The sequence below is a fragment of the Crossiella sp. CA198 genome (assembly GCF_052078295.1).
Lineage (GTDB): Bacteria > Actinomycetota > Actinomycetes > Mycobacteriales > Pseudonocardiaceae > Crossiella.
Window position 1 is genome coordinate 109,806 of record NZ_JBQJIM010000013.1, and the last position, 22,290, is coordinate 132,095.

The window sequence follows — 22,290 nt, forward strand, 5'->3', positions numbered from 1 at the left end:
AAGAACTGCGAAGAGGCCGCTGTCAACAACTCCGCAACTTCAACCCCCAGGCAACTTCTCAACTTTGACCCCCTGGAGTAGCCTTCAGTTGTTGGCAGCCCGATTTTCCTTGGACAGCAACTCCCGCCGTTGACGGGTTCGATAGGAATCACCAGTCAGCGTGAGAACCTCGGCGTGGTGCACGAGCCGGTCGATCATCGCGGCGGCGACCACGTCATCGGAGAACGTCTCTCCCCAACGCCCGAATGGCAAGTTCGAGGTCACCATCACCGATCCCTGCTCGTAACGCGACGCGATCAACTGGAAGAACAGGTTGGCCGCGTCTTGGTCGAATGGAATGTAGCCGACTTCATCGATAATGATCAGCTTGTAACGACGGATCCGCTTGAGTTCGTCATCAAGTCGGCCGCCACTATGTGCGGCGGTCAGTCGGGCGATCCAGTTACTTGCGGTGTCGAACAACACCGAGTAGCCAGCCTGTGCGGCTTTAACACCCAAGCCGATCGCCAGGTGTGTCTTGCCGAGGCCGGGTGGCCCCAACAGGATCACGTTCTCTGCCTTCGCGACGAACATTCCCGTGGCCAGATGAGCCAGGAGGTCACGGCGCAACGACGGCAGATGATCCAGATTGAAGTCCTCCAGGGTCTTCACCTGCGGAAAATGTGCGGTGCGGATCCGCATGACCGTTCCCTTGGATTCCCGGTCCGCGACCTGCCGCTGCAGCAGTGCGGCAAGGTATTCCTCGTGCGACCAGTTCTCATCCCGCGCCTGTCCAGCGAGGTCTTCCCAGCAGGCTGCGATCGTCGGGACTTTCAGCACACGAGTCAGGTAGGCCAGCATCGACCCTATTCCTTCCCCCGATCCCGAAATGGGCCGTGCCGTGATGGTCTCTGTCATTATTCACTCGCTTTCGTTGATGGTGCGGTGAAGTCGACACCGAACAAGGCGTCGTAGTCGGGCAGAGCGCGCAGCTGGACGACATGTCCATCGGGGTGCTGTCGCCCGGCCGGGGCGTTGGCCTGGTGGTGGCTTCGCTGGGCCAGGTCCCGGCGCAGATGCCGGGCGAGCTCGACATGTTCGGGGTCGGTGACGACCTCCTGCTTGGCCCAGGACCGGTGATGCCGTGCGGCGACCTGGCCATCGCAGAACACCACCACCTGGTCCGGTGAGGCGGTCACGTCAACGAACCGGCCGATCAACCGCGGGTCCACCGAGTAGTCGCAGGTGTCCACCCGGACGTAGTAGTCCCGTGCCAGTCGGACCCGGTTGTTCAATCCGATCGGTGGATCGACCGGAGGTAGCGGAATCATCGCCAGATAGTCGGTCTCCAGCAGGTCAACCGGCCGGGCGTGAATGGACCGGACCGTGCGGGTGTTCGCGCGGACGAGCCATTCAGCCAGTTGCTGGTTGAAATCGGCAGGTGAAGTGAATCTGCGGCCGGGAAGGAACGATGTTTCCAGGTAGCCGTTTGCCCGTTCGACCATCCCCTTGAATTCCGGATCCCGCGGTGGCGCCAGTTTGATGCGTGTCGCGAGTGTTCCAGCGAAAGCCGCCGCCGGCGCGGTGACTCGTCCGGTCCCGCCGATCGCCGACTCGCGATCCCAGACGAGCGTTTTGGGGACTCGGCCGATAGTGGAGATCAGTGTCCACATTCCTGACAGGAGATCCCCGCCCAGGCGAGAGGGCAGCATCACCGCGCTCAGGAATCTCGAATAGCCCAGCGTCATGACCAGAACGGGCAGCACCCGGTCTTGGCCCGCCGCGACCGGAATCTTTGTCTCGGGGAACCACAGATCACACTGGGCGATCTGGCCGGGTTCATAGTGCACCCGGTCTACTGGGTCCACGCCGAGATACTCCGGTCGGATCCGCCGGAGGCACTCCCGCAGTGGGTTCATCGTGTAGGGCCAGCTGATGCGCTCTGCGATGACGGTTCCCGGCATTCTCGGGTACTCTGTCAATAATGCGCGGATCGCCGACTCGTATGCATCCGTGACACGGCCGCCTGGTGCTCGTTCGTACTTTGGCGGCTGGTCCGATCGCAGTGCGGCCCGAACGGTGTTGCGCGCTACTCCGAGCCTTCTCGCGATCTCCTTGATCGGGATTCCTTCGGCCCGATGCAAGCGGCGGATTTCCGCCCAGTTTTCCACTTGTAACACCCGCCTAGCATCGTTGCGGGGTCAAGTTCCCCGAGTTGCCTGGGGGTCAGTCTTGCGGAGTTGTCGACAGGCCGCAGAATTGGGCGCTGTTCAGACGTTGACCGACAGCCTTGTGGAACGCGTCAATCACCTCGACGTGGGCGCTCGACAACGCCGAGCGCAGGTGGGCCAGCCGAAGGGTTGCGCCATTCTTGCTCCGTACCCAACTGGCCGCGGCGGTGACGGTCTCCACCACGAGCCGGTCCACGGGCTGGTTACTTACCAGCCGGATGCGCACCTTGTCCGACACTGCATCATGGTCGTGCTCGTCCACCAGCAATTTGTAGGTGTTTGCCAGGTCGGCGATCAGCGACCTCGGAGACTTTGCGGACGCCGCACCACTGGAGCGGCGGCTGCGCTTCTCAGTGAGGCGAGCCTTCGTCCAGACTTTGGTGGGTTCACGGGTGCTGTACTTGAGCTGCGACAAAATGACAGAGTCGGCGGAGTCGAAGTCCCCGCCGCCGAAGTACTCCCCAACGTCGACGATCTCGTACTGGTCGTCGGGGTCGTCAACGGCGGCCAGTCCCTCGACAACAACCCGTTTGAGATGGGCTCCTGGCGCGATCAACTGCAGCGCTCGACGGGCTGCCCACCAGAAGTGGAAATCATCCCCGGCGTTTGACTCCGACGCCCCCATCTGTGCCTGACCTCTCGCAAACGCGCCCCATAGCTGTGCAGGGCAGACTACAACCGGAGGTGCCGCCGACGGGGAGGCGCGCAGGCAGTCTGAGGTGGGCCGCGTGGTGCCTGGGTGATCGGGGTGTGCTCGTCGACTGTGGTGCGCCGCCACACCGCCGGGGCGGCCCGTGCTTGTGGGGCTCGGTAAGTCATCGCCGCAGGTGGCAGCTGGGACTCTGGCCCTTCGGTAGTGACTGGGATGTTGCTCGGGTGATTGTCTCGCTGCTGCGCCGAGCAACTCGCGCGTTGCTGTTCGTGCCCGCGGTGCTGCTGCCGGGACACCACAAAGGATGCCGACCTGCTCGTGCTGCGGCACGAGAACGCGGTGCTGCGCCGACAGGTCAATGGGCGGTCCGCTACGAGCCCGTCGACCGTTTCTGGTTGGCCGCGCTGTCGTCGCTGCTGCCGCACCACTGCTGGCGCAGCATCTTCCCGACGCATGGCACTCGGATCTATCTCAGGGGAATCGTCCACGCGTCGTGGCATGTCGCGCTTGGCCTGCATGGACGTGGTTGTCGGCACACACAACGCTGCACGGCCCGGCGCACGTAGTGGCCTGCCCACAGCCACCCGCCGTCGGGTGGAAAAGCGGCGAGTCCTGCGAGCCTGTCTCAGCGGGCGTACCGGGACAGCAGCGCCGCGTGCTCGCGATCCACTTCCTCGGGGATCGCGAGCACGGTTCCCGAACAGTCGCGGAACGGCCGTCCCGCCCCGCGGAAGGACAACCAGGGAAAGTCCGACGCGACCCAGAAACCGTCGAAGATCAACGTGTTCAAGTCGCCAGAATCGGGCCGGTGTACCCGGAGGCCGCGATGTCGGCGAGCGAGGCGGTCGAGTTCTTCGTCGATGTCCTTGCTGGGCCGGGAAAGGATCAGGTCCACCTGGACGCGAGCCCGCAGTCGCTGCTCCAGCCGGGCGATGAAGGTGCCATCGACCACGGAGCGGGTGGCCATGTCGGTGGCGATAAGGATCCGGTTGATGGCGGTCTCCAGGGCCGACATCAGAACCAGCTGGTGTTCGAAGTGTCGGATTCCCCGCACCCTTGGGCCGTTCTCGTTCAGCGGCCCTCCTGGCGCCGGGTACACCCGCTCCGCCTCGAGAGCCGGTGTGAGCGGCACATGCGCCTGCACGGGTTCGACAGTAAAGGCCAGTTTCACGTCGCCGCCAAGCCGGCTCAGCGCGGCGTCATGCGGCTCGCTGTGGTCACCGTCGACGACCACAGCCGTTTCGACCTCGCCGCGGTCCGCATCACCGTAGATCAGAATTTCCGCCGGCATGTACCGGTGGGTCGAGGGAGTGACCGCGGTGATGTCCAAGACATCTAGCGACGCGCGCCGCCCCGACGACTTGAGAATGGAGTTCACCGCGGCCGGGGTGATGTCCGTTGTCTTGATACGGGTGGTGTGCAGAGCGGACAGCAGGACGCAACCCTCGGCCTGGGCGGCGGCCTTGGTGATCAGGTCCCGGTTCTCGTAGTCCGCGACCGACCAGGTGACCCGGTCGAAGACGATCTTGACATTCTTGCGCACCGGCGTGATCGACTCGAGGTCGTCGGCCAGCCGCCGCCCCCGGTCAGTCAGCTTGAGCCACTCCGCGCCGGGCCCGACCAGCAGATCGCCGTTCCGGTGCTGGTCGGCAACGGCGATGTCGACCAGCCGGCGATCCAGCCCCAGAAAGGCCGCGATCTCCGCCACCCCACCGACATCAGCCTTGACCAGGCGCAGCACAAACTCGTCCAGCAGCGGGAGCGATTTGATCTCCTGAGCCAGAATGTCTGCCGCAACGACCGTGACCGGCACGGCCGCCTTCTCGACGCCGAGCAGGTCGAGCCCGGGACGGTCGTCACCGAACCGCTTGGCCAGGAGCAGGTCCGAACTAGGCACTCTCGACCTCCCGCACCGCGCAGTCGTCGGGATTGTCACTCATGTAGCGCAGCACATCCCGCAGCGCCCCGTTCGCAGTCCGACAGAACTCGGCGTCGCCGACGATGGTCAGGCCGAAGCGCGCCCGGGACACCGCGACGTTGATGCGACGCCAGTGGTCCGCCCCGAGAAAGCCCAGTTTGAACTGGGGATTGCTCCGGGTCACGGAGAACAACGCGACGTCGCACTGCCGACCCTGGACGGCGTCCACGGACAGCACGTCAACGCGCAGTCGCTTGAAGCGGTTGGCCCCGAGCCGCCGCAGCATCTCGGTGACCTGTCGGCGATACGGGGCGATGAGCAGGACCTCCAGCTTGTCCGCGCCGCCCGGAATGCTCACGACGCCTTTGTCGATGGCCCTCTCCAGCGTCTTGAGCCGGTCGAAGACGACTCGGGCCTCGGCCCGGTTGGCATAGCTGACGCCGCCCGGCCCGGCGTCTTCCCGCCGGTCGTCGCCGAGCCGGGATGTGTCCAGCCAGAGCACGGGCTTGCCGAACACATCGTAGCCGGGCAGTCCCTCGGCCCGGGGCGAGTTGAGCTCTCCTCCATAGAAGCAGGTCGACACCAGGTCACCGATCGGCCGGACCATCCGGTACTGGTCGCGCAGCAGGAACTTCGAGTGCGCGGGCAGCCGGTCGGCGAACCATTTGAACATGGTCTCCTGCACCAGCTCTCGGTCGATGCCGTGCTCGGTGAGGATGCCGGTGGACCTGAGCAGGTCCTCCTCCTGCGGGGGCAGCTGGTTGGTGTCCCCGACCAGGATTGCCCGACGCGACCGGGACAGCGGCACGAGGGCCTCGGTCGCGGTGGCCTTCGACGCCTCGTCCAGGATGCAGAGATCGATTTCCAGGCTGCGGACGGCGGCTTGCCCCACGAAGCCGATGCAGGTGCCGGCGATCACCTGGGCGGTGCCGAGGAACGCCTCCGTGAGGTGGCGGTCGGTCCGAGTCCGCTGCAACCATTCCGCCTGCAGCTCGACGAGGGAGAGCAGCCGCCGAGCGGATTCGGATGTGCCCAGGAGCGCGTCCGCGGTCATGAGCGCGTCCGCGGCCGTCAGACTAGGGGCCAGTGTCAGGTCGCCGGCGAGGTGCTTAACGGCTTCCGCGTACAGCTGGTCGTAGCGGGTGGCGAGGTCGTCGACCCGGTCCTGGAGGTCGCTGTCGTCCTCGACGATGTCCAGCGAGGTGGCCAGCTTGGACGTCACGCCTCTGCCGTTGACCCGGCGGTCGATCTCCTGCCCGACCTCCGCACGTTCGCGGACCACCTTCGCCAGCTCCTCCAGCGACAGTGCTGCGTGCAGGTGCCCCACGTCGAGACCGTGCTCGGCGGCGACCTTCTCCAGGTAGTGCTGGGCGTTCCGCCGGATCCTGCTCGTCCACTTCGCCATCTGCTGATCGAGCAACATGTGCCGGATGGAGTTGTCAATGCGGGGATCGTCGGGGTTGCCGAGCCGGACGATGCCGGTCACCCCGGCCTGGTGCAGGCGGGCCAGTGCGTTGTCCACCGCGACGTGGGTCTGGCTGACAATGAGAATTCTCGAGTTCGGCCGCTCCCGTAGCGACTGCACGACGATCTCCGCGATGAGGTCGGTCTTGCCGGTGCCGGGCGGCCCCTCCACCAGCAGGACGTCCGTCGTACCCAGTGCCGACTCCACGGCCGCCTTCTTGCCAGCGTCGAGCGTGCCGGCCCAAGCCTCGACCTTGCGCGGCACGGGGGCGTCGACCGCAGCGGGGTTCCGGACCTTGGCCAGCAGTTCCGGCCGGGCCGCGGTGCCGTCCCGGAAGGCTGAGACGGCGTCGCGCTGGCGTTGCAGGGCCTTCCTCGAAGGGCCGAGGGACGGCCGGATGATGCCGTTTCGCTCCAGCCCGGCGCGCAGGTTCTTGCTGTGGATCGTGACGGTCGCGTCGTCCTGGCCGATGACGCGACCGTGCGCCAGCACCCTGCGCGAGTCCCGATCGAGGATCTCCCAGTCGGTGTCGATGAGTTCCTCCTCGACCGGGTCCTGGAGCGTGAGCTCCACCTCCCGGCCGCGAATCACCCGGCTGGTGTAGTGCAACTCCTTCATGGAACCGCGTGCCAGGTCCTCACGCGCCTGCAGGACCTTGCTCCACTCGTCGAGGATGTCCATGCCGTCGTGGCGGTCGGCCAGGTCACCGCCGTGCCGAAGGTCCTTCTCCACGTCGAAGTCGTCCAGCGCGCGCAGCAGAGTCTCATGTCCGTCTGCTGCCCTGGCGCGGTCACGCGGCTCCGAGCAGACCCACGTCGCGAAGTCGGCGACGTTCAGTGCGCCCCGGCGAAAGCGCTCGAGTTCCTCGTACTCGGCCTGCCGCGCGCCTGTGATGACGAACTTCGGCGGGGCGTCGAGCTTGAGCGTGTACCTCCACTGCTTGCCTGCGATGAGCACGGTCGTCCGGTCGGCGGCGTTCTTGCTCCGGTCCTGCCGGTATTCGGCGAATACGTCGTCTCCGAGGTCGTCCAGCACGATCGCTTCGGCCGTGGTCCCCGGGGCTTGCGCCTGCTCCAGCAGGTTCCGCCTGGCGTTATTCGTGAGCTGGAGCCAGAGGACGCTGCGACTTGAGACGGGGAGCACGGCCCGCCCGCGCAGAACCTTGTCCAACTCCTCAGCGAGCACGGCGCCGTTCGCTGGCCGCTGGGTGTGGTCCGGGTCGACGCACCTGCCGAGCAGTCTGCGCACGTCCGGCGGTACGTTGATCGATTGGAGGGCGGGGTCGACGTCCGCGAAGTTCTTGAGCGGGTCCTGGTGCATCGCCCGGATCAGCAGCACACCCATCGAGTACACGTCGCGAACGTTCTTGACGGAGCCATCCTGCTCCGGCGGTGTGTACGCGCCGGAGTGGAAGCCCATGACGGTGTGCTCGCTGGCGGTGCCCTGGGCGACCTTCGCGATGCCGAAATCGGCCAGCAGCGGATCGCCGGCCGCGGTGACGAGGACGTTGCGCGGCTTGATGTCGCGGTGCTCGACTCCCTTGAGATGCGCGTAGGACAGCGCATGGACCAGCGGCATGGCGACCTTGTCCGCGAGTTCGTCCCAGGTGTAGGGGCCCTGGGCGGACAGGACGTCGTCGAGGGACGTCTCGACCCAGTCCAGGACCAGGTAGTGCGCGTTGCGCTCGTCGTCGATCCCGGCGTCCCGCAGTCGGATGATGTTGGTGTGGCTGAGGGTGCGCAGGCTCTCGAGTTCCCTGGTGACGGCGAGCTCGCGGTGCGGGTCGGCGCTCCGGCCGATCAGCTTCACCGCGACGGAGTCCTGCGCGGTGAGGTCGACAGCCTTGTGGACGCTGGCGAAGCCGCCCATGCGGGGTGCTTCGTTGAACAGTGCGTACCGGTCCGCGATCACGTCCATCAGATCGCCCCCACAAGCTCGCGGAACTCGTGCGCGTTCTGTGGTCTGGCGGAGGGATCCCGTACGGTCGCGGCGACGACGACCGACCGCCAGGGCTCGGCAGCGGGCAGCAGCGGCGTGCCGTCCTTCGGTAGTTTCCCGGTCCGCGCCCAGCCGATGATCTGGCCGAGGCTGTACAGGTCTGCGCTGGGGGTCGCGTTGTGGGCGTCCGTCGCTTGCTCAGGCGCGGCGAAGCCGTAGGTGCCGAAGAACTCGCCGGGTGCGGTCCGGCCGGTGAAGGTGGTGTCACCCAGCCGTCGTCGACCGAACCCCCAGTCAGCGACTGTCCATCGTCCCTCGACCGACAAGATGTTGGCTGGCTTCAGATCGCGGTGCAGCCACCCCGCCGCGTGCGTCACCTCCAGCGCCGAGCAGACGGCCAGAACCAAGGCCTTCAGACGGTCGTCGTGCGAGAATGAGGCGCGAGCGTCCTCGGCGCTGCCGCCCTCTGCGAAGGGCATTACGAACCAGTCGTGGCTCAAACCGTGGTCGAGCACTGGCATGATGTGGTCGTTGTCGAGCGGCAACTGCCCGAACTCGATCTCCCGGCGCATCCTGGCCACGGCTTCCACACCCCACGACGACCGCCTCTTGAAAGCCACCTTGATGCCGGTCCCCTTGTGCATGGCGGGAAAGACCTGGCCCTGCCCACCTCGCCCGACCGGGCGAGCTTCCAACTGGTAGCCCCGTCGTTCGTGCCTTGGGTGGTCTCCCAGCGGACCGTTCGAGCCCACGCCGTTCCTCCCCTTGCCCCGCCACGTCGCATCCAGGTTCAGACACGTTACCGAGAGCCCGCTGCCGACGGAGACCACCCGTCGCTTTTGTCTCCAGATCGACGAATGCCTCGGAAGGCCGCGAGTGGCGAGGGCCTGTGGCGAGTGGGAAGCGGCGGTTGCCGAACTGGAGAAGACCTACGCCACCTCAGTCAAGCTGCACGGCGCTGAGCTTGTACCGCAGGAACGGCGACCGAAGCCGGAGAGCCTATTGCCGGCGCCTCCCGTGGCGGGTACGGCGAGGGCCCTCCTGCCTCGGAGTCGTCCATCGCACTCCCCCTGTCTGCCGCGTGTCGAACCTACGACACGCCGCATCGATGCGAGTCAGATGAACGGCCAGAACCACCCATCCTGACCAGGGAGCCAACGTTGGGGCTGGCCAGGAAGTTGACCTACCTGGAGCGAGCACCGCTGATCCACCCCGGAGCACCAGCACCACCGACGGTGCCGTCACGGAGCCGCGTTACCTGAGTTGGTGTCCGCGCTCAACTGCGGACCTGCACGTTGACAGCTCAACAACGCGTACCCGAAACCGGCGCCCACGCCAGGGCGTTCCCGCACTCCGCTGGAAGGCGGTGCACCCCCTGGCGCCCCCGGTCCGGCGACCGCGGGGTTCTGGCGTGCCAGGGCACACCATGAACGGAATCACACACCTCATCCGACGGCGCAAGGCCAAAGCCCTCTGGCGCCAACTCCACGACAGCTCGGCTCGGATCCTCGACACCACCGACACCAGCGTGGTCGAGCTGACCGCGAGCTTCACCAGCCCCAGCGCCCTCGCCCCGGACACCACCGTCCGGATCCTCATCCACCACGGCCACGGCGACCCCGCCAAGCCGGAGTTCGCGCTGATGTACCAGCCCACCGGAACCGGCCTGTACTGCGCCGACTGTCCCATCCTCCCGTGCGCACACCACCAGGCCCTCCTGGAAGCCGGCACCCAACTCGACGGGCAGGCCGGGGCGGCGGTGCGCGAGGCCATGGACAACATCGCCGAGTTCACATTCGGCATGGGCGAACCCGCGGCGGCCGACTTCGCCGATGAACACCGGCTGGTGTTCTTCCCGGTGAGCATGCGCTGGCAGAAGGCCTCCAGCGCGCTCGTGCCCATCCAGGTCCCACCACTACGGCCGCCGGCCCGGTGGTCGCGGGAGCTGGGTGAACGCATCCCGGATCCGCGGGTGCTCGCCGAGGCGGTCACCAACGAGGCGGTGCACCAGCAGCTGGAGAACCTCACGGCCCTGGGCCGCCGGGTCTTCCTGCTCTCCGGGCCGCCCGGGACCGGCAAGTCCGCGACGCTGGCCCGCCTCGCCGCCAACCGCGGCGTGCCCTACCTGACGGTCAACAGCCCCGAGCAGATCGAGCTGTTCCGTATCGGTTTGGAAGGCGGGGCCACGGTGCTGCACCACAGCCTGCTCGTCGAGGCGATCCAGCACCCGTGCGTGATCGAACTGGTGGACCTGCACCGGTGGACCGACCGGATGGACGTGCTCGATGCCATCGAAGCACTGCTCAACCCGACCGCGGCCCGGTTGCAGGCCTACTACCCGATCACCGGCGGCGCGATCGACGTCCCCATCGATCCCCATGTTCTGGTCGCCGGGACGACGAACCGGCCGAGCGTCGACTTCGGCGCGAAATGGCTGGAGCGGTGGACGGTGTTGCCGGTGACGCAACTCCACCAGGACTGCCTTGCCAGGGATGCCTACCAGGCCGGTGCTCGTGTTCTCCACGAGCTGGTCCACCGTGGACTGGCTTCTGCCTCCACACTGGACACAGCGCTGGAGGAGCTGGAGAACTTCGCCGATCTCACCGCCCGGACAGCCTGTCTGCTCAACCACAATCAGGTGTTGGCCGCCCGGTACTCCTGGGGCAGCCGCGCGGTGCGGGAAGCCGTCGAGCGGCGCGCTTTCGGTGAACCTGCCAACGAGATCGCGGTGGCGGTCTTCGCCGGCAAGTTGCCGCGCGATCCGGCGCTGGCGCTGCACGCGCTGTCCCTCGCGCACGGGCTGGAGGGGTGGGGCACCCCGAAGGTTTCCCACCTGCCGTTCAGCTCGCTGGTCTCCGACCAGCAGCTCCAAGCCGCCTTCCCGGAGATCGGAGGCACCGTCGAATGAGCGAGGCTGAGTACGAGGGCGTCCTGCGGCGGGTCTTCGGCATGATCGTGCCGGGTCACCGGGTGTTCCTCACCCCGGCTGGGCAACCGTCCACCCGGGCGAACCCGCTGGGCTTCACCGTGGGCTTCCCGGTCAGTCAGGTTCTCGCGGCCGGGCACTTCCACCCGGTCTGGCAGGAGCTGGCCGGCACGCTGCGATACCAGATGATCTCCTACCTGGCCGGTCACGAAGCGATGCACGCCTGGGAACACACCCAGGGCTACCGGCCGCTGCCGGCGACCACCCTCCGCGGGGTCATCGCCAACATCCTGGCCGACATCCGCGGCGATCACCTGCCCATGCTGGACCGCCTGTCCCACTGGCCGCTCAACCGGGAAATGGCCTACCTGTGTTTGCTGGAGCCCTACGGCGAACCAGCCGACGCGGCCGCGGGTCCCGCGGCCGTGCAGGACGCCCAACGATTGCTGGCCTGGGGCATGCTGATCATGCGCTGTGGCCGGCTCCGGCGTGCTGACGGCTCCGAGACCGACCACCCGGCCGACCCCGTCTTCGCCACGGTCTGGCCGGAGATCGCCTCGATTCTCATCCGGGCCAGGCACACGTCCTGGCAGCACGCGACGGCCATAGGCGAGGAGTTGCTCGACGTTCTATGGGAATGGGTGCGGCAGCGCGAACACGAAGGTGAGGAAGGAGAACGCACCAGCCGCGAGGAGTTCGAGCGGCAGCTGCTCGATCACCTGCACGCCACCCCGCGCCCGGTGCACTGCATCGGCCGGAACTCCCCGGAAAACCGACCTCGGCCCAGAGGTGATCTGCTGCGCTTCCTCCGCGAAGCTGTTGACCACCAAGGGTATCGGCGAGCAGTTGTGCGGATCTATCACGAAGAGCGCGGCCCGCAGAACTACGCCGAGCTGGTTTGTCCGCCAGAGAAATGGGCGCGGCAGCAGGCCGATCCAGGCGCCCTGGAGGTAGTCAGGCGGTGGGCGGATCTGGTGCCGGTGCTGACTCAGCAGTTCGCGGCGGTCCTCCGGCCGCTGCTCACCGCGCCCGCGCGGCGACGCTGCCCCAGCAGCTCGGGGCCTCGGCTGGACCTGGAGCGACAAGCCGGCCGCGTCTACCTCAACGCCCACCACCAGGTCGAGCACGCCCCGTGGATCTGGCTCGACGACAAGCTCAATGCCCGTCGGCTGCACCGCCTGCAGTGTGTCCTGCTGCTGGACTGCTCGGCCTCGATGCTTGATCCCGAAACCGGGCCGAAGCCCGCGCCCGCGGCGCATGCCGCGGCGGCGGCGCTGGTGAACTCGGTGGGTGAACTCGATGGTCTTGCCGCTATCGGGATCGCCGGTTTCGCCGACAAGGTCATGGTCATCCGCGACCTCGCCGACAGCGCATCTGTTGCCACCGCTCAGGAATGGTTGGCACGGGCGCAGGCCAGCGGTGAGCAAACCCAGTTGGCCCCCGCGCTCGCCTGGGCGGCCGCGCAGTTCGCGAGGGTCGACGCCGATCGCCGGACACGGCGCCTGCTGTTGATCATCACGGATGCCTGCCTCGACGACGGCGACCTCGTCGACAGCGCCGCCCTGGTCCCCGCGATCGAGGAGGACGTGCTGGTGGTGGCCATCGGCGTGGCCGAGGCGCGTCACCCGCAACTCCGCCGGGTTGTTCCGGTAGTCGTGACGGTATCGCCTGATCGAGTTGACCAGCTTCCGCCGCTGGTGCAGCAGGTCCTCGAAGACGCGATCGGCCGGGACCGCGCGCTCGGCTGACAGAAGTTGGAGGTACGCGTTGAGCTGATGTGCATGCCGGTGTTGCCGAACCAGACCGCCTGGTTCGGCAACACCACCCTCCCCATCACCCAGTTTCAGCACACCGGCCCGCTGACCGGGCGAACCGCGCGACAGGACTGTGCGGCTCCAGGTCGGCGAGTGGGAGGTGTTGCCGGACCAGGTGACTGGCCCGGCAACACCGAACGACGTGTTCTCCTGTTCACTGGCAGCTTCAGCTGTCCTCGGCTCGCCGGGTGAGCTGCTCCGGCGCCACCACGAACAGCGTCTGCCCTTCGATCCGCAGCCAGCCGCGGTCGAGGAAGTCGGCGAGCACCTTGTTCACCGTCTCCTTGCTTGCACCGATCTGCTGGTTGCATTCCAGCAGGGCCAAGCTCAGATCCACCGACCAGAGGTGGTGGGCGATGGTGCCGAACTTCGAGCACGCCTCGACGATGACGTGTGCCAGTTGGCTGTCGACGTCGATGCAGCGCAGGTGAGTCAGTTGCCGGTTGGCTCGACGGAGTTGGCGGGCCATGTCGCGCAGCAACGAGTCCTCCACCGCGCGGTGGCGGCGGATCCAGCGCCGAAACGCCTTCTCGTCCATGGACAGCACGGTCAACTGGTTGTGTGCGACCGCCGCGGTCTCCCGCGCGCAGCGTTCGTAGACCTCGACCTCGCCGAAGATCTCCGCCGGCCCGCGCACCGACATCAGGATGCGCCGTTCCCGATCACAGGAGTTCCGGATCAGTGTGACGATCCCGGCCAGGACCATGAAGATCCGGTCCGCCGGGTCACGCTCGGCATAGACCAGCTTGCCGGCCGGGTAGACGGTGCGCTGCAAGCTCATCGCCAACTCCACCGCGGGACCGGATGGCGCCTCGGCGAAGATCGGGCACCGGGTGAGCAACGGTTCCAGTGTTCGTTCGTTCATGGATTGCCCTGGCACGCCAGGACTTCCGCACCGTGCGGCCCTCTCGGCGGCCGCCACGCACGGGGAAGCCGCCAGGGGGTACACCACCCTTCTCCGGGTGTTCGAGTCCCCTGGCACGGGGCGACGACCGTCTGTTGTGGACGATCTGGTGTGGTGAACAGGTCAACGTGCGTGTCCGCCTGTTTCAGGGGACATGTGTTCAGGTAACACAGGGGTGGTTGCGCTCGGCTATGGCTTCAGCGACCTCGGACCGATGCCATAGATGCTGTCGGCCTGTGTGGCTGCACGGCGTTGCGATCCTCACAGGTCCAGGAGGACCGGTGCTGTCCCCCGAGCTGCTGGAATGAGTGATCATCCAGCAACTCGACTCCGGACTACCGGGGACGATCAAACCCCTCCGAGCTTTCAGGGAACCTCGTGCGGCACCCTTGGTCAGAACAGGCTCCAGTTCCAGGAGCGCCACTCGTCTTTGACGCCCTGCACCAGGGACTCGACGAATCCCGCGATGGCCGGCTGCCAGATCACCAGCAAGAACACGATCGTGAGCAGGCTCAGACTCAGCACTGTGATGAGTGCATACCTGCTGGCCAGGTAGGCGCGGGGTAGGTCGTTGGTCCGGTTCACCCGGCCTCCTCGGCACGATGGGGACGGCCCTTGCCTGGCCGAAGGTCAAGCCCGGAGCGGGACATCAGCCACAGCAACGGTTCTGTCGGCGACAACAATTCGTCGGGTGCGGTGCCAGCCACGGAGGCGACCAGGTAGTAACGCACCTCGGCGAAGTCGCGCTCGGCCGCCAATACCAGGTTGTCCAGCCCAGCCTCGATGAGCCACTCCCGGACCTGGCCCGGACGCGGGAACCGCCAGCGCCCACTAGCGAAAAAGACAGAACCCGAGTACGTGCAGGCCGAGACATTCAAGGCCAACTGCGGATAGGAAGACACCATGGCCAACACGATCGACCAGTTCGCAAGCCAGGAGTTGTCCCGACTGAGCGAGGAGATCGCGTCTGAACTGGACAGACGGCCCACTCTGCTGGAGCTGTTGGAGGTCTTGGGCTGGGGAGCACAGTCGCTACGCGACAAGCTGGCGGATGACCCGCCGTTCCCCATCGTGTTCGCAGCCAGCCCGCCCGTTACTGGAGAGTCCTGTGCGGGTGATCTCACCGATAGCATCTACGCTGAAGCGGGGGACATCCTGGAAGCCCTCGCGAACGAACTGGCTGAGGGCCGCGAAAGCAAACCGACCTTGGATGACCTGGTGTCCTTGATTGCCCGCGGCCTAGTTTTTGCAGAAACGAACATAATCGAAGGCGCCTCATGTCTCCAAGGGCTCACGGTAGCCAACCCTGCCCGCCGCCCGCGTCCCAAATCGGGTGATATTATCGCTATCCCCGCCGCCAACGGCGCATATCACCTAGCGGTCGTAGTCGCCCAAGACAATTTCGGGACCGCGTTTGGACTTTTCCAAGGAACACACCCGGCTAAGCCGATCTCAGCGACCCACCATCCACCCGTGCACCCCATCCCCCGCTATGTCGACGACGAAGCCATTCGATCAGGCCGCTGGCCAGCAATCGGCCACGACAACGCCCTACTCGCCAAGTTCCGCACACCAGAACTTTTCCACACTCCTCACGAGGATTTTCCGGATCTCGGTCCACATGGCGCGGCCGAGACTGCATCCGGAAACCTTCGCCCACTCACGAAAGAGGAGGCTCAAGAGGTAGGCTTGACGAAGCCGAGTTTCCGCCAAGCATACCTATGGAAGCGGTTTGAAAGACTCCTCAACGAAGATCTCAAGGAGTAGTTCCTCGTCTCTGGTTACGCAGACCGGATGAGCAATGAGATCTCATGAGGATTCAGCGTCCTATGGCTTTGGAAGGCCATCGTCATGCACATTGCCGAGCAGGACGGCGCGATCCCGCTCTCCTATAGACAGAAAAATGGTAAGCCGCATCGTTCACGACGCTGCCCACCACTTCACTTTGTAACGTGTGAGCAAACCTGGCTGTGCGGAAACAGGTGTCAGGCATCTCCGTCAGTTTTTCACGGACATCCGAACGGCACCCACGGTCGACCACCGGCCACGAGCCAAGCAGAACACGTCTGAACATGGTGAGGCTTGTGAACCGGGGTGACACGGCCAGCCACGCACGCACGACGTCTACCGACAGGTGCGGAATCCACCACAGGTGGTGTCGCGTGCCTGCACGTTGCCAGCATCAGTCCGGTATCCTGCTTGGTGTGATTTCCCCATTTCAGGGAAACCTCACCGTCCAAGCGGGAAGAACAGGTGTTCGATCCCGAAACCGACACGCCCTCTGCTACGGTGCCGCGCCCCGAGAGGGTTTCGGCGCGCCGACGGTGTTGCTTGAGGGGTCAGCGCTGTCCGCGGGGCGAACCGGCGAACTCAGAGCCAGCCGTGCCGGATGGCCTGCACCCCGGCCTGGAAGCGGGTCTGCGCGCCGCACCGGTCCATCAGCTGGCGCACCCGCCGCTGCGCGGTCCGCGGCGCCATGCCCAGCTGCCGCGCGATGCTCTCGTCGGTCAGCCCGGCGGCCAGCAGCGCGAGCAGCTGCGGGTCCACCTCGGGCGCCGCCTCGGCCGCGGCCGCGCCGGTGAACGGGATGCTCCGGTCCCAGTACAGCTCGAAGGTCGAGTGCAGCACATCCAGCAGCGGGGACGGCCGGATCACCAGCACGCTGTCGATGCCGGTCGCGCCGACCACCGGCAGCACCGCGCCGCGCCGGTCCACCAGGCCCAGCTTGAACGGCAGGTCCGGGGTCACCCTGGCCTTCTCCCCGCCGGCGACCAGCGCGAGCACCTCTTCCAGCCGCCCTGGCAGCTCGAAACTGGACCTTTCGTAGACCACTCGCCAGCTGACATCGCGTTTGCTGCTGTCGCTTTCCAGTCCGATGAACTCCTCGGAATGGGATAGGTAAGGAGGTTTGTCCAAAACCCGGACCTCCTCCCGCGCACTGAGCAACAGGGCCCGCCACTGGGACAGCGCGGCGTCCGCGCCCTTCACCACCTCGACAATGGACTCGTCCTCCGGACAACCGTTGCCGGACTGCCGGTAGATCTCCATCAGCCGGGCCGTCTCGGCGCGGGCGCGGCGATGCTCGCTCTCCCGGCCGGCGATGAGCAGCTCCAGCGCGAGATCGGGCGGGACCGCGCACCAGCGGGCCGTCGCCCCGGCCACCCTGCGCACCAGCCCGCGCCCCTCCAGCTCGCCGAGCACCTCGGTCAACCTGCGTGGATCACGTTCCGACCCGGCCATGGCCAACTCGGCGGCGGTGCTCGTGCCGCCACGCAGCAGCAACTCGTAGACCGCCGACTCACCCGCGCTCACGCCGAGGTTCTCGAACACCCGTCCCCTCCCGCCTGTTCCGCACAGTGTGACTCCCGGAAAGCGAAAAGGCACTCCGGCCGCTCTTTGCCGGGATTACCAGTATTCAAGTGATTATCCGACCGAGCGGCCAACAGGTCGGCAATCCGTTAGACCATTCGCCGCAGGTCCTGAACGCATAGTAGTCGGATGATGACGAATGCGTGATCGAGTAATGGCGTGAACACGGTGCTGACGTAAAACAGCCGCGAACAAGCCTGTGCTGGCGGTCACACCAATGCCTACCTTCCGAGTCCCCTGCTTTGGAAGGAAAACCCCTGTGAACCGTGTGTTCCGCACGGCGCTGGCCGCAGCGTCCGTGCCCGCCGCCCTGGCCAGCAGCATCATGCTGCTGCCCCTGTCCGCCCAGGCCGCGCCCGCCGGGGCCCAGCCCGGTCAGCCGGTGACCGAGCGCCCGTTCGAGCGGCTGATCGTCGGCTACCAGTCCAGCTCCCTGGAGTCCTCCTCCGACGACGCCGCCGCCAGCGACACCCGAGGCAAGGCCGAGCGGGTCGGCAAGAACCTGCGGCTGGACCGCCGCCTGTCCACCGGCGCGGCAGTGGTCGACCTCGGTGGCAAGAACACCAAGGCCGACGCCGCGCGCACCATCGAGGAGTTCCGGGCCGACCCCAAGGTCGCCTACGTCGAACCCGACCTGATGATGCAGCCGCTGGCCGGGCCGGATGACACCGAGTACAACCGGCAGTGGGACCTGTTCGAGGCCACCGCTGGCATGAACGTGCCCGGCGCCTGGGACGCCACCACCGGCGCCGGGGTGACCGTCGCGGTGATCGACACCGGCTACGTCGCGCACTCCGACCTGGCGGGCAACATCGTCTCCGGCTACGACTTCGTCGCCGACTCCGCCCGCGCCAGGGACGGCAACGGCCGGGACAACAACCCGGCCGACGAGGGCGACTGGGTCAAGCGCGGCGAGTGCGGCACCGACGCCGCCGGCCAGCCGGTGCCCGCCAAGGACACCGACTCCAGCTGGCACGGCACGCACGTGGCGGGCACCATCGCCGCCTCCACCAACAACACCAAGGGCATCGCTGGCATCGCCTACAACGCCAAGATCCAGCCGATCCGGGTGCTGGCCAAGTGCGGCGGCGCGACCTCCGACATCGCCGACGCGATCACCTGGGCCTCCGGCGGCACCGTCTCCGGCGTCCCGGCCAACCCGAGCCCGGCCAAGGTCATCAACATGAGCCTCGGCGGCAAGTCCAGCTGCTCCAGCACCTACCAGAACGCGATCAACTCGGCGGTCGGTCGCGGCACCACGGTGGTCGTGGCCGCGGGCAACAGCAACGACGACGTGGCCGGCTACACCCCGGCCAGCTGCGGCAACGTGGTCTCGGTTGCCGCGAGCAGCCGCGAGGGCAACCGGACCTGGTACTCCAACTACGGCGCCAAGGTCGACGTGGCCGCCCCGGGTGGCGAGACCCGCAGGGCCAATGACACCCCTGGCACCATCACCACCCCGGAGAACGGCATCTGGTCCACGCTGAACACCGGCGCGACCACCCCCGGCGCGGAGAACTACGAGCCGTACCAGGGCACCAGCATGGCCGCCCCGCACATCGCCGGCCTGGCCGCGCTGATGCTGGGCAAGGACAAGACGCTGTCCCCGGCCACGGTCGAGCAGCTGATCAAGGACAACGCCCGCCCGCTGCCCGGCACCTGCACCGGCGGCTGTGGCTCGGGCCTGGCCGACGCCGCCAAGACGGTGGCCGCGATCGGCGGCACCACCCCGCCGCCCGCAGGCACCTTCAGCAACGCCGAGGACGTCGCGATCCCCGACCGCGGCACCGCGGTGACCTCCTCGATCACCGTCGCCGGCCGCACCGGCAACGCCTCCAGCGCGCTCAAGGTCGCGGTGGACATCAAGCACACCTACCGCGGCGACCTGGTGGTCGACCTGCTCGCCCCGGACGGCACGGTGTACCCGCTCAAGGCGTCCTCCTCGGGCGACTCGGCGGCGAACGTGCTGGCCACCTACACCGTCAACGCCTCAGCTGAGGTCGCCAACGGGGTGTGGAAGCTGCGGGTGCGGGATGTCGCGGCCTACGACACCGGCAAGATCGACTCCTGGAGCCTGACCTTCTGATCCACGCAGTCACCCGACCCACTGGATGAAGTAGTGCGCTGACCCGCCCGGTCCCTGCTCCGGGCGGGTCAGCGACGTTCCGGGGGCACGTCCAGGTCCTCGCACACCGCGCGCCACACCTGCTTGGGTGAGATCCCCGCGTCCAGGGCCTGGTCCGCGGTCAGCCCGCCGAGTGCGGAGAAGACGTGGTCCCTGGCCAGCATCTCCGCGCGCACCTCGCCGAACTCCTCGGCCATCAGACTGCGGAACACCGTGTTTCTCATTGCCGACCAGCCTACGGCGCGACCCCGGTAGGCTCGGCGCGTGCTCGACTTCGGCGACGACCCCACCGGTCTGTCCTCCCCGCTCGCGACGATCATCATCATCGCCGCGCTCATCGGCGCGATCGTGATCAACCTGCGGTACCTGCGCAACAAGCGCAAGCGCGACGACGAGGACTAAGCGGGCTGTAGCGCCCTGAGCGCGCAGATCACCAGCAGCGGCAACGCGGCGAAGCCCACCAGCAGGCCCAGCGCCGCGTAGGACCCGGCGGTCACCAGCACCCCGGCCAGCACGCCGCCGCCCGCGCCGCCCAGGTTCATCAGCAGGTCGGACAGGCCCTGGACGTTGGGCCGCTCGGCCAGTGGCACCGACTCGGTGAGCAGCGCCGAACCCGAGACCACCCCCGCTGACCAGCCGAAACCCAGCAGGATCAGTGCCAGCGCGAGCTGTGGCGCGTCCGCGCTGTCCGAGGTGCCCGCGATCCCGGCCGCGGCCACCACCAGCGCCGCGCCCAGGCCCAGCACCGGCACCCGGCCGTGCCGGTCGGCCAGCCAGCCGAAGAGCGGACTGGCCGCGTACATGGCGGCCGCGTGCAGGCTGATCACCACGCCGACCACGGCCAGCGAGTGGCCGCCGTGGTCCAGGTGCACCGGGGTCATCGACATCAAGCCGACCATGGCGGCGTGGCAGAGCACGATCCCGGCCAGTGCCAGCCGGGTCTGCCCGCGCAGCTGCCGCCAGGCCGCGGCCCGGCGTTGCCTGGAGGGCACGGTCAGCACGCCGCCGTGCATCGGGCACCCCGCGTCACCAGCAGATTCCCTGGCCAGCACGAGCGGATCGGGGCGCAGTCCCAGCCCGGCGACCAGCGCGGCGGCCAGGAACACCAGCGCCGTCACCAGGTAGGCGCCCGCCGCCTCGGGCAGGCCGAGCCCACCCGCCGCCTGACCGGCCGGTCCGGCCAGGTTGGGGCCGACCACCACCCCGGCGGTGCTGGCCCACACCACCACGGACAGCGCCCGCGCCCGGCGGTGCGGGGCGGCCAGGTCGGTGGCGGCGTAGCGGGCGGCCAGCCCGGCCATCGAGCCGCCGCCGAAGAGGATCAGCGCGCCGAGCAGCAGCGGCCAGCTGTGCACGGCCAGCGCCAGCACCGCGAGTCCGGCGCCGAGCGCGCCGATCCCGTAGCCCAGCACCAGTGCGGGCCGCCTGCCCCGCCGATCGGCCAGGCTCGCGGCGGGCACCGCGAGCAGCGCCGACCCAATGGTGGGCGCGGTCGCGGCGAGTCCGCCCACCGCGGCGCTGCCGGAGAGCGCCGCCGCGGCCAGCGCGCTCACCGCCACCCCCGCGGCCACCCCGCCCGCGCCGAGCACCTGGGTGGCCGTGAGCACCCCGAGCACCCGGCGCTGCACCGCGGGCGCCGGAGCGCTCACCCGTCGCCGTCCAGCCGGAGCGACCGGCCGATGATCTCCTTCATGATCTCGTTGGTGCCGCCGTAGATCGCCTGGACCCGCCCGTCCAGGAAGTACTTGGAGATCGGGTACTCGCGCATGTAGCCGTAGCCGCCGTGCAGTTGCAGGCAGCGGTCGGCCACCTTGCGGTCGATGTCGGTGGCCCACAGCTTGGCCATGGCCGCGTCCTCCGCGGTGAGCTTCCCGGCCACCAGGTCGAGCACGCACCGGTCCACGAAGGTCTGGGTGACCCAGTACTGCGTCTCCATCTCGGCCAGCTCGAACCGGGTGTTCTGGAACGCGCCGATGGAGCGGCCGAAGGCCTTGCGCTCGCGCACGTACCGCTCGGTCAGATCCAGCATCGCGCGCACCGCCGCGGCCGAGCCGACCGCCATGGACAGCCGTTCCTGCGGCAGGAAGCGCATCAGGTGGTAGAAGCCGCGGTTCTGCTCGCCGATCAGGTTGGCCGCGGGCACCCGCACCTCGTCGAAGAACAACTCGGCGGTGTCCTGGGCCTTCTGCCCGATCTTGTCCAGGTTCCGCCCGCGCTCGAACCCCGGCATGCCGCGTTCCACCGCGAGCAGGCTCAGGCCCTTGCTGCCGGTGGCCTCCGGATCGGTGCGCGCGACCACGATGACCAGGTCGGACAGGATGCCGTTGGTGATGAAGATCTTGGACCCGGACAGCACCCAGTCCGAGCCGTCGCGGCGGGCGTAGGTGCGGATGCCCTGCAGGTCAGAGCCCGCGCCCGGCTCGCTCATGGCGATCGCGGTGATCAGCTTGCCCGCGCAGAAGTCCGGCAGCCAGCGTTGCCGCTGCTCCGGCGTGGTCAGCTCGCGCAGGTACGGCCCGACGATGTCGTTGTGCAGCCCGAAGCCCAGCCCGGTGGCCCCGGCCCGGACGATCTCCTCGTCCTGCACCGCGTAGAAGCGGTAGTCGGACTCGCCCCCGCCGCCGTGCTCCACCGGCATGTCGATGCCGAGCAGACCGAGCTTGCCCGCCTCCTCCCAGACCTCGCGCGCGACGATGCCGTCCCGTTCCCACTGCTCGTGATGGGGCAGCACCGACCTGGTGAGGAACTCCCGCACCGTCGCCCGCAACGCCTCGTGCTCGGCCTCGTACAGCTGACGCTCCATGCCTTCGATCGTGGCACGCGGCCCACCAGCGCGGAACCGTCCAGCGGTGCCCGGCCACGGCGCGACCGAACGGGCAACGAGCGCCCGCCATTCAGGTAACGGTTTGGACCGGAGACATCACATTCCGTCTCCGGCCCCGTCGCACCGTGCGTTGCGTCACAGAACA

At 67.5% G+C, this 22,290-nt stretch carries 18 protein-coding genes; 5 read left to right on the top strand and 13 right to left on the bottom strand.

What is annotated here, in order from left to right; genetic code table 11:
- Positions 1–84: 84 nt before the first annotated feature.
- The 6 genes from istB to ACTOWY_RS22450 all read right to left on the bottom strand — a co-directional run bounded on the left by istB (position 85) and on the right by ACTOWY_RS22450 (position 9,013).
- Positions 85–897 carry an IS21-like element helper ATPase IstB gene (istB, locus tag ACTOWY_RS22425; RefSeq protein ID WP_441311620.1) on the bottom strand — a complete coding sequence of 271 codons (813 nt, stop codon included), beginning with the start codon at positions 895–897 and terminating at the stop codon, positions 85–87.
- A complete protein-coding gene (istA, locus tag ACTOWY_RS22430; RefSeq protein WP_441311621.1) occupies positions 897–2,159 on the bottom strand; it encodes an IS21 family transposase in 1,263 nt (420 codons plus the stop codon). The genes istB and istA overlap by 1 nt, the downstream gene beginning before the upstream one ends.
- A 46-nt stretch (positions 2,160–2,205) precedes the next feature.
- Positions 2,206–2,835 carry a hypothetical protein gene (locus ACTOWY_RS22435; protein ID WP_441311622.1) on the bottom strand — a complete coding sequence of 210 codons (630 nt, stop codon included), beginning with the start codon at positions 2,833–2,835 and terminating at the stop codon, positions 2,206–2,208.
- A gap of 652 nt (positions 2,836–3,487) precedes the next feature.
- The gene (locus ACTOWY_RS22440) at positions 3,488–4,759 is read right to left on the bottom strand and encodes a hypothetical protein (protein ID WP_441311623.1); all 1,272 of its coding nucleotides are present in this window, start codon (positions 4,757–4,759) and stop codon (positions 3,488–3,490) included.
- Entirely contained in the window at positions 4,752–8,162 is a 3,411-nt protein-coding gene (locus ACTOWY_RS22445) for an AAA domain-containing protein (protein ID WP_441311624.1), read from the bottom strand. Before ACTOWY_RS22445 ends, ACTOWY_RS22440 begins: the two co-directional genes overlap by 8 nt.
- Positions 8,162–9,013, bottom strand: coding sequence for a serine/threonine-protein kinase (locus ACTOWY_RS22450; RefSeq protein WP_441311625.1), 852 nt, complete (start codon positions 9,011–9,013; stop codon positions 8,162–8,164). The genes ACTOWY_RS22445 and ACTOWY_RS22450 overlap by 1 nt, the downstream gene beginning before the upstream one ends.
- A gap of 596 nt (positions 9,014–9,609) precedes the next feature.
- Here ACTOWY_RS22450 and ACTOWY_RS22455 point away from each other — a divergent pair.
- Together ACTOWY_RS22455 and ACTOWY_RS22460 are read left to right on the top strand one after the other, a co-directional pair.
- A complete protein-coding gene (locus tag ACTOWY_RS22455; protein WP_441311626.1) occupies positions 9,610–11,091 on the top strand; it encodes an AAA family ATPase in 1,482 nt (493 codons plus the stop codon).
- On the top strand, positions 11,088–12,857 hold the full coding sequence (locus tag ACTOWY_RS22460) for a vWA domain-containing protein (protein WP_441311627.1): 1,770 nt from the start codon (positions 11,088–11,090) through the stop codon (positions 12,855–12,857). The genes ACTOWY_RS22455 and ACTOWY_RS22460 overlap by 4 nt, the downstream gene beginning before the upstream one ends.
- Before the next feature lie 232 nt (positions 12,858–13,089).
- On the opposite strand, the gene ACTOWY_RS22465 is transcribed toward ACTOWY_RS22460, so the two are convergent.
- The 3 genes from ACTOWY_RS22465 to ACTOWY_RS22475 form a co-directional block, all read right to left on the bottom strand.
- Positions 13,090–13,788, bottom strand: coding sequence for a Crp/Fnr family transcriptional regulator (locus ACTOWY_RS22465; RefSeq protein ID WP_441311628.1), 699 nt, complete (start codon positions 13,786–13,788; stop codon positions 13,090–13,092).
- Positions 13,789–14,220: 432 nt separating this feature from the next.
- Positions 14,221–14,412, bottom strand: coding sequence for a hypothetical protein (locus tag ACTOWY_RS22470; protein ID WP_441311629.1), 192 nt, complete (start codon positions 14,410–14,412; stop codon positions 14,221–14,223).
- Complete coding sequence (locus tag ACTOWY_RS22475; RefSeq protein WP_441311630.1) at positions 14,409–14,732, bottom strand: hypothetical protein; 324 nt, start codon at positions 14,730–14,732, stop codon at positions 14,409–14,411. Before ACTOWY_RS22475 ends, ACTOWY_RS22470 begins: the two co-directional genes overlap by 4 nt.
- Here ACTOWY_RS22475 and ACTOWY_RS22480 point away from each other — a divergent pair.
- Positions 14,731–15,594: a hypothetical protein gene (locus tag ACTOWY_RS22480; RefSeq protein ID WP_441311631.1), complete on the top strand. Its 864-nt coding sequence runs from the start codon at positions 14,731–14,733 to the stop codon at positions 15,592–15,594. The genes ACTOWY_RS22475 and ACTOWY_RS22480 overlap by 2 nt on opposite strands.
- Positions 15,595–16,197: 603 nt before the next feature.
- On the opposite strand, the gene ACTOWY_RS22485 is transcribed toward ACTOWY_RS22480, so the two are convergent.
- Positions 16,198–17,157 (bottom strand): helix-turn-helix domain-containing protein, encoded by a 960-nt coding sequence (locus ACTOWY_RS22485; protein WP_441311632.1) that lies wholly within the window; start codon positions 17,155–17,157, stop codon positions 16,198–16,200.
- Positions 17,158–17,455: 298 nt separating this feature from the next.
- On the opposite strand from ACTOWY_RS22485, the gene ACTOWY_RS22490 reads away from it, so the two are divergent.
- Positions 17,456–19,282 (top strand): S8 family serine peptidase, encoded by a 1,827-nt coding sequence (locus ACTOWY_RS22490; RefSeq protein WP_441311633.1) that lies wholly within the window; start codon positions 17,456–17,458, stop codon positions 19,280–19,282.
- Positions 19,283–19,350: 68 nt separating this feature from the next.
- On the opposite strand, the gene ACTOWY_RS22495 is transcribed toward ACTOWY_RS22490, so the two are convergent.
- Complete coding sequence (locus ACTOWY_RS22495; RefSeq protein ID WP_185002527.1) at positions 19,351–19,545, bottom strand: DUF3046 domain-containing protein; 195 nt, start codon at positions 19,543–19,545, stop codon at positions 19,351–19,353.
- A 40-nt stretch (positions 19,546–19,585) separates the two neighbouring features.
- Here ACTOWY_RS22495 and ACTOWY_RS22500 point away from each other — a divergent pair, with 40 nt between their 5' ends.
- Positions 19,586–19,723, top strand: a complete 138-nt coding sequence (locus tag ACTOWY_RS22500; RefSeq protein WP_247758788.1) for a hypothetical protein — start codon at positions 19,586–19,588, stop codon at positions 19,721–19,723.
- On the opposite strand, the gene ACTOWY_RS22505 is transcribed toward ACTOWY_RS22500, so the two are convergent.
- Both ACTOWY_RS22505 and ACTOWY_RS22510 read right to left on the bottom strand, forming a co-directional pair.
- Complete coding sequence (locus ACTOWY_RS22505; RefSeq protein ID WP_441311634.1) at positions 19,720–20,970, bottom strand: MFS transporter; 1,251 nt, start codon at positions 20,968–20,970, stop codon at positions 19,720–19,722. The two genes, ACTOWY_RS22500 and ACTOWY_RS22505, sit on opposite strands and share 4 nt — an antisense overlap.
- Positions 20,967–22,124 (bottom strand): acyl-CoA dehydrogenase family protein, encoded by a 1,158-nt coding sequence (locus tag ACTOWY_RS22510; protein WP_247758790.1) that lies wholly within the window; start codon positions 22,122–22,124, stop codon positions 20,967–20,969. The genes ACTOWY_RS22505 and ACTOWY_RS22510 overlap by 4 nt, the downstream gene beginning before the upstream one ends.
- Between the last annotated feature and the right edge of the window lie 166 nt (positions 22,125–22,290).